At 65.0% G+C, this 12,379-nt stretch carries 14 protein-coding genes; 6 read left to right on the plus strand and 8 right to left on the minus strand.

What is annotated here, in order from left to right; all coding sequences use genetic code 11:
* Nucleotides 1–514: 514 nt before the first annotated feature.
* Nucleotides 515–931, minus strand: coding sequence for a hypothetical protein (locus AX729_RS19625; protein ID WP_061025997.1), 417 nt, complete (start codon nucleotides 929–931; stop codon nucleotides 515–517).
* A 290-nt stretch (nucleotides 932–1,221) separates the two neighbouring features.
* On the opposite strand from AX729_RS19625, the gene AX729_RS19630 reads away from it, so the two are divergent.
* A complete protein-coding gene (locus AX729_RS19630; RefSeq protein ID WP_061025999.1) occupies nucleotides 1,222–1,473 on the plus strand; it encodes a DUF2798 domain-containing protein in 252 nt (83 codons plus the stop codon).
* A 7-nt stretch (nucleotides 1,474–1,480) separates the two neighbouring features.
* Here AX729_RS19630 and AX729_RS19635 read toward each other — a convergent pair whose 3' ends face one another.
* Together AX729_RS19635 and AX729_RS19640 are read right to left on the minus strand one after the other, a co-directional pair.
* Complete coding sequence (locus AX729_RS19635; RefSeq protein ID WP_082770486.1) at nucleotides 1,481–3,268, minus strand: chloride channel protein; 1,788 nt, start codon at nucleotides 3,266–3,268, stop codon at nucleotides 1,481–1,483.
* A 13-nt stretch (nucleotides 3,269–3,281) separates the two neighbouring features.
* The gene (locus tag AX729_RS19640) at nucleotides 3,282–3,935 is read right to left on the minus strand and encodes an L-fuculose-phosphate aldolase (protein ID WP_197433630.1); all 654 of its coding nucleotides are present in this window, start codon (nucleotides 3,933–3,935) and stop codon (nucleotides 3,282–3,284) included.
* 350 nt (nucleotides 3,936–4,285) lie between these two features.
* Between AX729_RS19640 and AX729_RS19645 the strand changes: the two genes are divergently transcribed.
* The 5 genes from AX729_RS19645 to AX729_RS40540 all read left to right on the plus strand — a co-directional run bounded on the left by AX729_RS19645 (nucleotide 4,286) and on the right by AX729_RS40540 (nucleotide 8,270).
* Nucleotides 4,286–4,492: a LapA family protein gene (locus AX729_RS19645; protein ID WP_061026001.1), complete on the plus strand. Its 207-nt coding sequence runs from the start codon at nucleotides 4,286–4,288 to the stop codon at nucleotides 4,490–4,492.
* A 111-nt stretch (nucleotides 4,493–4,603) separates the two neighbouring features.
* Nucleotides 4,604–5,170: a YciE/YciF ferroxidase family protein gene (locus tag AX729_RS19650; RefSeq protein ID WP_061026003.1), complete on the plus strand. Its 567-nt coding sequence runs from the start codon at nucleotides 4,604–4,606 to the stop codon at nucleotides 5,168–5,170.
* A 165-nt stretch (nucleotides 5,171–5,335) separates the two neighbouring features.
* A complete protein-coding gene (locus tag AX729_RS19655) occupies nucleotides 5,336–5,719 on the plus strand; it encodes an Hsp20/alpha crystallin family protein (RefSeq protein WP_027574581.1) in 384 nt (127 codons plus the stop codon).
* A gap of 8 nt (nucleotides 5,720–5,727) precedes the next feature.
* Nucleotides 5,728–8,109, plus strand: a complete 2,382-nt coding sequence (lon, locus tag AX729_RS19660) for an endopeptidase La (protein WP_061026004.1) — start codon at nucleotides 5,728–5,730, stop codon at nucleotides 8,107–8,109.
* Nucleotides 8,110–8,114: 5 nt separating this feature from the next.
* Nucleotides 8,115–8,270, plus strand: coding sequence for a hypothetical protein (locus AX729_RS40540; protein ID WP_197433631.1), 156 nt, complete (start codon nucleotides 8,115–8,117; stop codon nucleotides 8,268–8,270).
* Between the two features lie 72 nt (nucleotides 8,271–8,342).
* Here AX729_RS40540 and AX729_RS19665 read toward each other — a convergent pair whose 3' ends face one another.
* From AX729_RS19665 to AX729_RS19685, 5 genes are all read right to left on the minus strand, one after another.
* Nucleotides 8,343–8,645 carry an HU family DNA-binding protein gene (locus AX729_RS19665; RefSeq protein WP_025037698.1) on the minus strand — a complete coding sequence of 101 codons (303 nt, stop codon included), beginning with the start codon at nucleotides 8,643–8,645 and terminating at the stop codon, nucleotides 8,343–8,345.
* Nucleotides 8,646–8,964: 319 nt separating this feature from the next.
* Nucleotides 8,965–9,678 (minus strand): ABC transporter ATP-binding protein, encoded by a 714-nt coding sequence (locus AX729_RS19670; protein WP_061026070.1) that lies wholly within the window; start codon nucleotides 9,676–9,678, stop codon nucleotides 8,965–8,967.
* On the minus strand, nucleotides 9,659–10,423 hold the full coding sequence (locus tag AX729_RS19675; RefSeq protein WP_061026007.1) for an ABC transporter ATP-binding protein: 765 nt from the start codon (nucleotides 10,421–10,423) through the stop codon (nucleotides 9,659–9,661). The genes AX729_RS19670 and AX729_RS19675 overlap by 20 nt, the downstream gene beginning before the upstream one ends.
* Nucleotides 10,420–11,421, minus strand: a complete 1,002-nt coding sequence (locus tag AX729_RS19680) for a branched-chain amino acid ABC transporter permease (protein ID WP_061026009.1) — start codon at nucleotides 11,419–11,421, stop codon at nucleotides 10,420–10,422. Before AX729_RS19680 ends, AX729_RS19675 begins: the two co-directional genes overlap by 4 nt.
* Nucleotides 11,418–12,287, minus strand: a complete 870-nt coding sequence (locus tag AX729_RS19685; protein ID WP_061026010.1) for a branched-chain amino acid ABC transporter permease — start codon at nucleotides 12,285–12,287, stop codon at nucleotides 11,418–11,420. The genes AX729_RS19680 and AX729_RS19685 overlap by 4 nt, the downstream gene beginning before the upstream one ends.
* Nucleotides 12,288–12,379 lie beyond the last annotated feature (92 nt).

The raw sequence follows: 12,379 nt of genomic DNA on the forward strand, positions 1-12,379 counted from the left end.
AGAGCTTGACCGTAGCAACGACGGCCAGGACCACACGGTTTTGCCGTACGCACGGCCCGCCATTTCGCCGCAGTTTTCCCGGCCCTGTCGACGAAGCCGGAAACTTGCAGACGAGGCGAAGCCTGACAGCGCCGTTCGTCCGCGCGATGCCCAGGACTCACGGAGAGCAATCCGCCCTGCCCCTGGCCTCTCGCGCCCGACGCTGCCGCGTCCGCCGCAAAGCCCGGCTCGCGAACATGACGACCACACGATCGCCCCTCAAGATGAGCCGGGATGGACGACATGTACGGCAAAACAGAATTTCGGTAAAGTAGAATATTTTAGCGATGGTGGATTGACAAGGGGCGACACAGCAAGCTCGCCGTAGCCCGGATGAGCGGAGCGACATCCGGGATCCCTGCGCGTGACGTCCCGGGTATCGCTGCGCTCACCCGGGCTACAACGTCCCGATAACAAAGAGGGCGGCACGAAGCGCCGCCCTCTTCTGGGCAACTCAATCCGTCAGCTGGCCCGCTCAATACGGCGCGTAACCATAGCCCGGACCGTAATAGCGGGGACCGCCGCCGTAGTAGCCCGGACCGCCATAGTAGCCATGACCGCCATAGTAAGGACGCGCGCCATAATAATAGCGGTTCTCATAGTACTCGCGGCGGCGGCTCTCGGCGATCGCGCCTCCGATCAAACCTGCCGCCATGCCCATGAAGGCGAGACCTGCGGCGTTCGACCCGCGTCGATGATAGTAGCGACGCCGCGCTGAACTGAAATCGGTGACGTCGGAAGCAGCCTGGCCCACGACGGCCGACTTGGGGCCCGGTGTCCCGGCCGAAGCCGCCGCGGACGGGGATCCGGAGGCTGCAATCAGGGCGAGGGTTGCGAACGCGGCCACGACCGTGTTGCGGCCGGCTGCGGAAATCATCGGTCCAATACTCATCTCGACCTTCCCTCTGTTCTCGCCAAGAAGACATAGTAAACCATTGTCAATGCGCAAACCCTTGAAATGGTTCCATGATCACGGCGATCTGCCACCCTTTGAACGATTGTCAACCGAACGATCGGATGCAGTTTGAACCATCCAACCTGAGCGGTTCATGAACAGCCGCGCCGTTTTCGGTCGCAGTAAGCGTTTCACGTGAACCAACGCATCAACCGACGCCGTCGGGATCGATGCCAATTTCCAGGGTTCAACGTGATCGACGCGTCCTTTTCCTCGAAAGAAATCAGATGATTGCGGTTCGCAAACTGCCGGCGCGCTATGCGCCGATCGTGATGCCATTCGTGCTGTCCATCCTCATGACCGCGGTGGTGTCGGTCATTTCGACGCTGCGAAGCCTCGGCGCAACGCCGGCCTTCCTGGCGGCCTGGCCGGGCGCCTGGGCCTTGTCCTGGCTCGTCGCCTTTCCGACGCTGCTCGTGGTCCTGCCACTGGTCCGCCGGATCGTGACCTGCCTCGTTGCAGCCCCACCCGGCCGATAGCCGACCCTTACGACAGGGCCCCCAGCACGCCGCGCGTCGCCTTGTCGATCTCCTCGACATAGCGGCGGCGTGCGAAGGTCTCGGTGAGGAAGCCGACCACCTTGCGGCTGTCGGTGGAATCGACCACCGCCAACATCTCGGCCTCGGCCTCGTCGAACACCGCCATCGCCGACTTCACGTTCATTTCCGGGATCAGCACGATGTCGGTGAGGCGGGCAAGCTCGACCACCTGGATGTCGTCGGCGATGGTATCGAGATCGTTGGCGAACAGGTCGGGCAGCATGACGAGGCCGACATATTCGTCGGCATTGTTGACGATGACGATACCCGGCCGCGAGCCCAGCGGGAATTCGCGCCGCGTCGCCGCGATCGTCGTGGTCGACGGCACCTTGCCGACATCGGAACGCATCAGCCGTTCGACCGTGAGGTTGCGCAGCCAGCCGACGTCGTTGGCGCTGCGGATGGTCTCGCCGCGCAGATGCAGGCGCCAGGTCGAGAAGGAATGGCCGAACATGAAGCGGACGCAGATCGAGGTGACGATGCAGCCGGCCAGCACCACGGCGGTGACGTCGACATTGCGGGTCATCTCGAGCACGAGGAACGACATCGTGAGGGGACCGCCGACGATGGCGACGCCGAGCGTCGCCATGCCCGTCAGCATCGCCACCAGCGGATCGATCGCGAAGTTCGGGCTGATCAGGAGCAGCACCGCGGCAAAGAACTTTCCGATCAGGCTGCCGACAAACAGCGAGGCGAAGAACAGGCCGCCGCGGAAACCCGAGGCGAGCGAGATCAGGCAGGCGGTCACCTTCAAGGCGATGATCAGCGCGATCAGGCCGATCGTCATGTCGTGAAAGAGATCGAGCACCATGGCGCCGTGGCCGGCCGCCAGCACCTGCGGCGTGACGATCGCAAAACCGCCGACGATCAGGCCGCCGAACACCGGGCGCAGCCAGACCGGCAACCAGGCGAACAAGCGCTCGAACATCGGCGAGGATCGCATCACGGCGATGCCGACTCCGCTGGTGACGAGGGCGAGCCCGATCAGTGCCAGATATTGCTCGACGCCGACCGCGCTGACCTTGGGTATCTCGAGCGAGTACGGCGCGCCGCCGAGCCATTGCGCGGTCAGGGCGCCTGCGAGCGAGGCCGCCAGGATCGGAGCGGCGCTGCCGACCGCATAGACGCCGACGATCAGCTCGCAGGCGTAGAAGGCGCCCGTGATCGGCGCACCGAACGCCGCCGCGATCGCGGCGGCAGCGCCGCAACCGACCATCAGCCGCAGATCGTTGCGGCGAAGATTGAAGAACTTGCCGATCAGCGAGGCGAGGCCCGAACCGATCTGCGTGTAGCCCGCCTCGAGGCCGACGGAGGCGCCGCAGCCATTCGAGATCAGGGTCTGACCCGCTACCACCACGCTGTCGCGCATCGAGAGATTGCCGCCGCGCAGCGCGTTCGCCTCGATCGGGTCGACCGCGTTCGAGATCTTCATGCGCCGCCGCGACCATTCCATGATTCCGAGCAACAGTCCGCCGAGTGCAGGCGCGATCAGTGCCGCCCACGGACTGACGCGCGCGTGAGCCGACAGGTGAACATCAATGGGAATGCCGTAGATCACCACATGCGCGATCTGGGCGATCTGGGCCATCAGCGTCACGACCGAGCCCGCGAGCGTGCCGATCACCAGCGCGAGCGGGATCAGGTAGAACTCGTTGCTGCGCAGCAGGGCGCGCAGCCGAACCATGGTGCGGTTCGCCCCCTTGCGATCGACGAGATGCCTGATCCGCACGAACACCCTCTGCCCGCCCCTACCCTTCCGACAGGCCGTAGCCGGCCATGCGCTGGCGGACCCGCTCGATCTCGTCGCTCGGAAGCAATGGCGGTCGTCCGATCTGGAGGCAGCCGTGATATTGACGCGCCAACGTCTCGACCTCGACGGCCAGCCACATCGCCTTGTCCAGCGACTTGCCGATCGCAATCATGCCGTGGTGGTCGAGCAGGCAGGCGAGCCGGCCCTCCAGCGCCCGCACCGCATGCTCCGACAGCTCCGCCGTTCCGAACGTCGCATAGGGCGCGCAGCGGATACTGTCGCCGCCGGCAGCCGCGATCATGTAGTGCACCGGCGGAATCTCCATGCCCATGATCGCCAGGATGGTGCAGTAGGTCGGATGGGCGTGCACGACGGCGTTGACGTCGGGGCGCGACTTCAGGATGTCGCGATGGAAGCGCCACTCGCTGGACGGCTTCTGGTCGGGGGCATGCGCGCCGTCCATCGCCATGAAGACGATCTGGTCGGGTGTCATGGCGTCGTAGGGCACGCTGGTCGGGGTGACCAGGAGACCGTCCACATGCCGGACACTGATATTGCCTGAGGTGCCCTGGTTGATGCCAAGCGCGTTCATGCGCCGGCAGGCGTCGATGATGGCTTGTCTCTTGGCGAGTTCGTCCGCTGTCATGGACATCTCGATTTCCTGACGAAGGGCTTGTTCGCCCGGAGTACGTCAAACCAATGTGGCGGCGCAAGCAAAAGAGTTCCGGATCCGATCTGGCGCGTGTGACACTCCTGCCAAGCCACGAATTGGACGGAAACATCCACAAATCAACAGATCGTCGCAGCCCAATGGCAGGGTGGTCCGGACGGTCGGAATCCCGTCGATCACGAACTGCCCGAGGCAGCGAGCGGAAGGGCGCGCCGGTGCGGCAACCGCTCGCGGATCCGGTCTGAGGCAGCAAGGAGGCGCCCGGATGGAACGAGGTTTCGACAGCCGACTTAGCTCAGCATGACCGCAATGCAGATCGGTGGAGACCAATCATGAGCGACAGCGGAGTTAGCATGCTCTTGGGCCACGCCTCGGCCCAGATGCTTTGGCTCTGGTTCATCGGCGCGTTCGTGCTCGGCGGGGTCCTCGTCTACGGGGTGATGAAGGCCGGCCACCTGCGCCGCAGCGAGCGGGCACGCCTCGATCGCGCGACGGAAGAGCTGCAGCGCCAGGAAGACCCGTACAAGCGCCCGACCTGAGCGATCGCAGCGACGCCGATTGCAGTTTGGAACTTTCGTTCTCCCAACGTCTTGATCGCCCGAGGATTGAGGAAGGCGACGCCTTCCCGTGTCACCTCAAGAGGAGGACATATGGCTAAACGAGCAAAGAAGCGCGCGACCAGGAAGACAGCGGCGCGGCGACCGCGTCAGGCCCCGAAGATGCTCAGCGACCTGTTTCTGGAGACGCTGAAGGACATCTATTTCGCCGAGAACAAGATCATCAAGACCTTGCCCAAGATGGCGAAGGCAGCACAGTCGAAAGAGCTGTCCGCCGCCTTCAACAAGCACCTGCGCGAGACCCAGGGCCAGGTCAAGCGCTTGGACCAGATCTTCAAGATGCTGGGCAAACCCGCCCGCGGCAAGCCCTGCGAGGCCATCAACGGCATTACCGACGAGGGCGCCGAGATCATGAAGGACTTCAAGGGTGCGCCGGCGCTCGATGCGGGACTGCTCGCGGCGGCCCAGGCTGTCGAGCATTACGAGATCTCCCGCTACGGCACGCTCCGCACCTGGGCCGAGGAGCTCGGCATGCAGGACGCAGCAAGGCTGCTCCAGGAGACGCTGGACGAGGAAGAGGCGACCGATCACGCGCTGACGGAGCTCGCCATCTCCGTGATCAACCTCGAAGCGGAAGAAGAGTACCGCGCCGCGGCATGACCCGCGCCGGCCAATGACAAAACGCCGCGGCGCGAGCCGCGGCGTTTTTCTTGTTCGGCACCTTCTTGCGTGATGGCACGCCGGCGCATGGCACACCGGCGCCACCGCACTGGATTTCCCGGGAACCAGCCCCATATGCAGGCTTTCCCACCCCGAGCCCGCATCATGCAACCCAAAAACCCCCTCGACTGGATGCTGTCCGAAGCCCTGGACTCGCTGACCCGCGCCGATCGGCTGCGCCAGCAGTTCGGCCGCCAGGAAGCCTGCTGGGAGCCGCCGATCGACGTGCTCGAAACCGAGCGGGAGCTTCTGATCCTGGTGGCGCTTCCCGGCGTCAATCCGGACAATGTCGAGACGGTCATCCATGACGGCGTCCTCATCATCTCCGGTCAGCGCACCCTCCCGCCGGAGCTCCGCAACGCCCGCATCCACCGGCTCGAGCTGCCGCAAGGGCGTTTCGAGCGCCGCATTGCATTGCCCCTTGGCCGCTACGCGATCAGCCGCTTCGTGATGGACGGCTGCGTCGCACTGCGCCTCGCCAAATCCTGAGGTCGATCATGGCCACCGAACAGATGAACAACGAACACACCAACAACGACGTGAAGATCCCAGAGGACGCGCTGATCATCGTCCCCGTGCGCGAGATGGTGCTGTTTCCCGGCGCCATCGCGCCGATCACGATCGGCCGGGCGAAGTCCATCGCCGCCGCGCAGCAGGCGCTGCGCGAACAGCGGCCGATCGGCATCGTCCTGCAACGCAGCCCCCAGACCGAGGAGCCCGGGCCGGACGATCTCTACAGGGTCGCGACCATCGCCAACATCGTGCGTTACATCACCGCGCCCGACGGCACCCATCACATCGTCTGCCAGGGCGTGCAGCGCGCGCGCCTGCTCGACTTCCTGCCGGGGACGCCGTTCCCCGTTGCGCGCTTCCAGCAGATCCCCGAGCCGACCACGACCTCGCCCGAGATCGAGGCGCGGGCATTGAACCTACAGCGCCAAGCCATCGAGGCGATCGAGCTGCTGCCGCAGGCGCCGCCCGAGCTGGCGGCCATGTTCCAGGGCACCAGCGCACCCGGCGCGCTGGCGGATCTGGCGACCTCGTTCATGGACATCAAGCCGCAGGACAAGCAGGAGGTCTTGGAGACTATCGACCTCGCTTTGCGCGTCGAGAAGGTGTCGAAGCACCTGGCCGAGCGGCTGGAGGTGCTGCGCATTAGCAAGGAGATCGGCCAGCAGACCAAGGCCTCCTTCGACGAGCGGCAGCGCGAGGCGATCCTGCGCGAGCAGATGGCGACCATCCAGCGCCAGCTGGGCGAAGGCGACGGCAAGGCGGCCGAGGTCACCGAGCTGACGGCGGCGATCGCCAAGGCCAACATGCCGCCGGAGGCGGAGGCGCACGCCAGGAAGGAGCTGCGCCGCTATGAGCGCATGCCGGAAGCCGCCGGCGAAGCCGGCATGGTCCGCACCTATCTCGACTGGCTGATCGAGCTGCCCTGGGCGCTGCCCGAGGAGAAGCCGATCGACATCAAGGAGGCTCGCGCCATCCTGGACGCCGACCATTTCGGCCTGGAGAAGATCAAGACCCGGATCATCGAATATCTGGCGGTGCGCAAGCTCGCCCCGCAGGGCAAGGCTCCGATCCTGTGCTTCGTCGGCCCGCCCGGCGTGGGCAAGACCTCGCTGGGACAATCCATCGCGCGTGCGATGAACCGTCCCTTCGTGCGCGTCAGCCTGGGCGGCGTGCATGACGAGGCCGAGATCCGCGGTCATCGGCGCACCTATATCGGCGCGCTGCCCGGCAACATCATCCAGGGCATCAAGAAAGCGGGCGCGCGCAACTGCGTCATGATGCTGGACGAGATCGACAAGATGGGCCGCGGCGTGCAGGGCGATCCCTCCGCTGCCATGCTGGAGGTGCTCGACCCCGAGCAGAACGGGACGTTCCGGGACAATTACCTGGGCGTGCCCTTCGACCTGTCGCGCGTCGTCTTCATCGCGACCGCCAACATGCTGGACCAGATCCCGGGACCGCTGCTGGACCGCATGGAGCTGATCAGCCTCGCCGGCTACACCGAGGACGAGAAGCTCGAGATCGCGCAGCGCTATCTGGTGCGGCGGCAGCTCGAGGCCAACGGCCTCTCGGCCGAGCAGGCCGAGATCGAGCCGGAGGCGCTGAAGCTGGTGGTCAAGGGTTACACCCGCGAAGCCGGCGTGCGTAACCTCGAGCGCGAGATCGGCAAGCTGTTCCGGCATGCCGCGGTGCAGGTCGCCGAAGGCACGGCCGCGAAGGTCGTGATCACGGCGAAGGACATCGTCACGGTGCTCGGCCAGCCGCGCTTCGAAGGCGAGATCGCACAGCGCACCAGCGTTCCAGGCGTCGCCACCGGCCTTGCCTGGACGCCCGTCGGCGGCGACATCCTGTTCATCGAGGCTTCGCGCGTGCCCGGCAAGGGCGGGATGATCCTGACGGGCCAGCTCGGCGACGTCATGCGCGAGAGCGTGCAGGCAGCGATGACACTGGTGAAGAGCCGAGCCAACCAGCTCGGCATCGATCCACAGCTGTTCGAGAAGAGCGACATCCACGTTCACGTCCCCGCGGGCGCAACCCCGAAGGACGGGCCGAGCGCGGGCGTTGCGATGTTCACGGCGCTGACGTCCCTGCTCACCAATCGCACGGTGCGCAGCGACACGGCCATGACCGGCGAGATCTCCCTGCGCGGCCTGGTGCTGCCGGTCGGCGGCATCAAGGAGAAGGTGGTGGCTGCGGCCGCCGCCGGATTGAAACGGGTGATGCTGCCGGCGCGCAACAAGCGGGACTACGACGACATCCCGAAGAGCGCGCGGGACAACCTCGAATTCATCTGGCTTGAGCGCGTCGACGAAGCCATCGCCGCGGCGCTCGAGCCGGTCGAGGCGAAGGTCGAGGCGGCGGAGTGAATGCGATGAAGAAATTGCTGGAGAAAGCGAAGCGATCGCGGAAGACGCAGAAGCTGCGGCAATTGCTCGATCGTGCCATCGATCGGGTGCGCGAAGCGCTGGCAGGACCCGAACCGCGGCTTCAGCCGATTCCGGTCCGGGTGAAGCGCCGCAAGGGTTGAGCCCTCCGTCTCAGGCCCTCGCGACTGCCCCAAACAAAAGGCCCCCTCTCAATCGAGGGGGCCTTTGCGTTGTTAGCCCACGGCGTCCTTGGCCGCCTTGACCGGGCGGGCGCGCACGATCTTGCGGGCCGGCTTGGCCTTGAACATCATCTCTTCGCCGGTGAACGGGTTGGTGCCCTTGCGCGCCTTGGTCGCGGGCTTCTTGATGACCACGAACTTGGCGAAGCCCGGCACCAGGAACAGGCCGTTCTTCTTGAGCTCCTTGTGACCGACGTCGGTCAGCGTCTCCATGACGTTCTTGACGTCGCGCTTGGAAAGCTCTGTGGCGGTCGCAATCTTTTCGATCAACTGCGATTTGGACATTTGGGTTGCCATCGTGTCTCCTCTGATTCGTGACGGCTGCATATTAGACCAACCGGCGAAGGCCTATAGCCTTCTGCACAGTTTTGTCGCGATTTTACGGGCTTTTTTGGCCCTCTGTGGCAAAAAACCCTGCATTTTAGCCACTTCCAGCGCGGAAGGAGCCTTGAGCAGCGGATTTTGCCTTGTTTCAAAGGCCCGCAAGCGGCCTTGCTAAAGCTGATTCGATGCTTTCGACAAGCGACGACCGGCCTCGTTGCCGAAGGCCGGTCGCAATTCCATCCGCCGTTGAGGTCGACACGCGCATATCGCGGTGCTGAACGGCACGCGAGATTCAGTGGATTCCGACGCCGATCAACCTGTCGACCAGCGCCTGATCCTGCAGCAGGGTTCGCGGGCTCCCGGACCAGCTGATCCGCCCGCGCTCCAGCACGATGACCTTGCTCGCGAATTCCAGAGCCCGCTCGACCTGCTGCTCGACCAGGACGATCGTCATTTCGCCTTTCGCCACCAGCTTGGCGAGCAGCTCCATCAACTCGTCGCAGATCACCGGCGCCAGCCCCTCGAGCGGCTCGTCGAGCAACAGGATCGACGGCTTGCCGAGCAACGTACGCGCCATCGACAGCATCTGCTGCTCGCCACCGGACAATTGCCGGCCGAAATTGCCGCGGCGCTCGCGCAGTCGCGGGAAGATCTCGTAGGCCTCCTCAAGCATCGACAGCGGCCGCCCCTTGAGCCCGGCGCGGAGGTTCTCTTCGACGGTGAGCGAAGCGAAGATGTCGCGCGTCTGCGGCACGTAGCCGAGGCCCCTCGCCGCGCGCGCCGAGGTTCGGCAGCCCGCAAGATCCTCTCCGCTCAGGCGGATCTCGCCATCATGTCGCGTCGTCAGTCCCATCAAGGTCGCGAGCAGCGTCGTCTTGCCCATGCCGTTGCGGCCGAGCACCGCCAGGCGTTCACCCGCACCGATCTCGAACGAGACCTCCTCGATGATGCGGGTCGGACCGTAACCGGCGCTGAGGTTGCGGATATCAAGCGGTGCGGCGCGCATCGGCATAGCTCCCGAGATAGGCACGGCGCACCTCGTGATCGGCGGTCACCTGCGCCGCGGATCCCTCGAAGATCAACCTGCCGGCCGCCAGCACCATCACGCGCCGGGCGAATTTGAAGACGAGGTCCATGTCGTGCTCGATCATCAGTACGGCGATGTCGGGAGGCAGGCGGTTGATGGCCTCCAGGATGCGGGGCGTCTCGTCATGGGGAACGCCTGCGGCGGGCTCGTCGAGCAGCAGCACCTTGGGCCGCAGGGCAAGTCCGATGGCAAGCTCCATCAGCCGCTGCTGGCCATAGGCGAGTTCGACGACCTTGCGAGAGGCGAGATCGAGAAGACCGAGGTGACCGAGGATCTCGCTCCATTCCGCCTTGACCTCGGGCCTGTCGGTCGCGCGCGACAACAGCCGGCGGGTCAGGCCGCGGCGCTGCATGATGGCCAGGGCGACGTTGTCGGCAACCGTCAGATTGGCGAACAGCCGGGTTGTCTGAAAGCTGCGCACCAGCCCCCGGCGCACACGCTGCGGGATGCTGAGCGTCGTGACGTCCTCGCCGGCCATCAGGAACCGGCCTTCAGTGGGGGCGATGTCGCCGGTGATCAGATTCACCAGCGTGGTCTTGCCCGCGCCATTCGGCCCGATGAGCGCCACGCGGTCCCCGGCCGCGAGCTTGAAACTGACGTCCCGGGTGACGTGCAATCCGCCGAACGAGAACGAGATGTGCCGGGCTTCGAGCAGGTCGCTCATGTCTTCGTTTCCCTGCCGAGCAGCCTGACGCACAACGCCGTCACGGGGCCGATCAGGCCGCGCGGCGCGAACACGACGATGAGGATCAGCAGCAGACCCACCAGCGTCATCCAGTGAAACGGATTGGCCGCGGCAACGACGTGCTCGAACAGCATGAAGATGACGGAGCCGATCAGCGCACCCCAGAGATGCCCGGCGCCTCCGAGAACGAGCATCACCAGCACTTCCGCCGACCGTTCGAAGCTGACGCTGTCGAGGCCGACGACACCGGTGCTCATGGCGGTGAGCGCACCGCCAAGTCCGGCCACCGCGCCGGCGATGCCGTACATGATGACGAGGCGCGGATAGATCGAGGCCCCCATCATCCTGGCCCGCAGACTGTCGTCCTTGATGGCGCGGCACATCAGTCCAAACGGCGAATTGACGACGCGCCGCAGCACCAGAAACGTAGTTGCGAGCACGGTGAACGAGAGCAGGAACGCGGTGCGGCTGTACATGTCGAAACCAAAGACGCCGAACACCTTTCCGGGCTCGAGGCCCGACAGACCGTCGCTGCCGCCGGTCAGCCACTGCAGCTTGTTGGCGAGGCCAGCGACGAGCTGGCCGATGGCGATGGACAGCACAAGCTGCGGCAACCCGCGAAACCGGGAGATCAAGGCCCCGGAAACCAGCCCGAGGACGGCACCGGCACACAGACCGATCGCGAGCAGCGCGAAGGGATCGCTGATCCCCCGAACGCAGGCGGCGCCGACCGCATAGGCGGCGCCGCCGAACAGCGCCGCATGGCCGAGCGTGGCGATGCCGCAATAGCCGGTGACCAGATCGAGCGACAGCACGAGGAAGGCGATGCCGATCAGACGTGTCAGAAACGCGAGGTCGTCGGGAAACAAGTAATAGGCGAGCGCGCCGACCGCAGCGAACGCAAGTGCGATCGCCGCTTCGGCGATCCAGGGAATGCCACGCCCGGCCGACCGGTGCGGGAGGACCAGTTCGGTCATGCGTGCGCCTTTCCGAACAGGCCGTGGGGAAACAGCACGACCGTCACGATCACCGCAAGATAGAAGAAGAACTCGCCGAATTCAGGTGCAAGATACTTGCCGGTGGTATCGGCGAGCCCGAGCAGCATCGAGGCCGACAATGCTCCGAGAATGGAGCCGGCCCCGCCGACCGACACGACGACGAGGAACGTCACCATGTATCGCAACGCGTAGAAGGGCTCGATCGGCAGGATCTCTGCGCCGACGACGCCGCCGAATGCACCGAGCCCGATCGCCAGCGCGAAGGTCGCGCCGTAGACGATCTCGGTGCGGATGCCAAGGGCATCCGCCATGCCGCTGTTATCGACCGCGGCCCGTAACCTGATGCCGAATTCTGTCTTCTCCACCAGCCACCACAGGCCGAGCGCGGTCACCACGCCGCAGGCGATCACGAACAGGCGATGTGTCGGGATCATGCGGAAGCCGAGATCGGCCGGTCCGTTCAGCACCGCGGGCAGCGGAATCGACTTGACCGTGGGTCCAAAGACGAAATTGACGATGCCGATGATGAAGAACGTGATGCCGATGGTCATCAGCACCTGGATCAACGGATCGGCATTGCGATAGATCCGGCGATAGAGCAGCAGTTCGAACGGGACCGAGGCGGCGATGGCGCCCAACACGGCGATCAGGATGGCAATGCCGTAATTGACGCCGAGGTCGCGCAGCGCATATGACGCGAGATAGCCGCCGATCATGGCGAAGGCGCCGTGAGCGAGATTCACGACGCGCATCAGCCCCATCATGATCGAGAGGCCGATGGAGATGATGAACAACACCATCCCATAGGCCAGCGCGTCCGTCAGGATACTCAATACCAAGCCCATCACCAAGCCTATGTCCGTTCCTAGCCGAAAGCGCTACGCTCTTTGACGTCGTCGCCCATCGGGCCCCGGCACCTCCAGCCGAGCGCGCGCGG

It is taken from the genome of Bradyrhizobium sp. CCH5-F6 (assembly GCF_001556045.1).
GTDB lineage: Bacteria > Pseudomonadota > Alphaproteobacteria > Rhizobiales > Xanthobacteraceae > Bradyrhizobium.

Excerpts from the sequence above, each read along its gene's own strand:
- AX729_RS19625 (WP_061025997.1), bottom strand. The coding sequence starts at position 931 with ATGAGTATTGGACCGATGATTTCCGCAGCCGGCCGCAACACGGTCGTG.
- AX729_RS19630 (WP_061025999.1), top strand. The coding sequence starts at position 1,222 with ATGATTGCGGTTCGCAAACTGCCGGCGCGCTATGCGCCGATCGTGATG.
- AX729_RS19640 (WP_197433630.1), bottom strand. The coding sequence starts at position 3,935 with ATGTCCATGACAGCGGACGAACTCGCCAAGAGACAAGCCATCATCGAC.
- AX729_RS19645 (WP_061026001.1), top strand. The coding sequence starts at position 4,286 with ATGAGCGACAGCGGAGTTAGCATGCTCTTGGGCCACGCCTCGGCCCAG.
- AX729_RS19650 (WP_061026003.1), top strand. The coding sequence starts at position 4,604 with ATGGCTAAACGAGCAAAGAAGCGCGCGACCAGGAAGACAGCGGCGCGG.
- AX729_RS19655 (WP_027574581.1), top strand. The coding sequence starts at position 5,336 with ATGCAACCCAAAAACCCCCTCGACTGGATGCTGTCCGAAGCCCTGGAC.
- lon (WP_061026004.1), top strand. The coding sequence starts at position 5,728 with ATGGCCACCGAACAGATGAACAACGAACACACCAACAACGACGTGAAG.
- AX729_RS40540 (WP_197433631.1), top strand. The coding sequence starts at position 8,115 with ATGAAGAAATTGCTGGAGAAAGCGAAGCGATCGCGGAAGACGCAGAAG.
- AX729_RS19665 (WP_025037698.1), bottom strand. The coding sequence starts at position 8,645 with ATGGCAACCCAAATGTCCAAATCGCAGTTGATCGAAAAGATTGCGACC.
- AX729_RS19670 (WP_061026070.1), bottom strand. The coding sequence starts at position 9,678 with ATGCGCGCCGCACCGCTTGATATCCGCAACCTCAGCGCCGGTTACGGT.
- AX729_RS19675 (WP_061026007.1), bottom strand. The coding sequence starts at position 10,423 with ATGAGCGACCTGCTCGAAGCCCGGCACATCTCGTTCTCGTTCGGCGGA.
- AX729_RS19680 (WP_061026009.1), bottom strand. The coding sequence starts at position 11,421 with ATGACCGAACTGGTCCTCCCGCACCGGTCGGCCGGGCGTGGCATTCCC.
- AX729_RS19685 (WP_061026010.1), bottom strand. The coding sequence starts at position 12,287 with ATGGGCTTGGTATTGAGTATCCTGACGGACGCGCTGGCCTATGGGATG.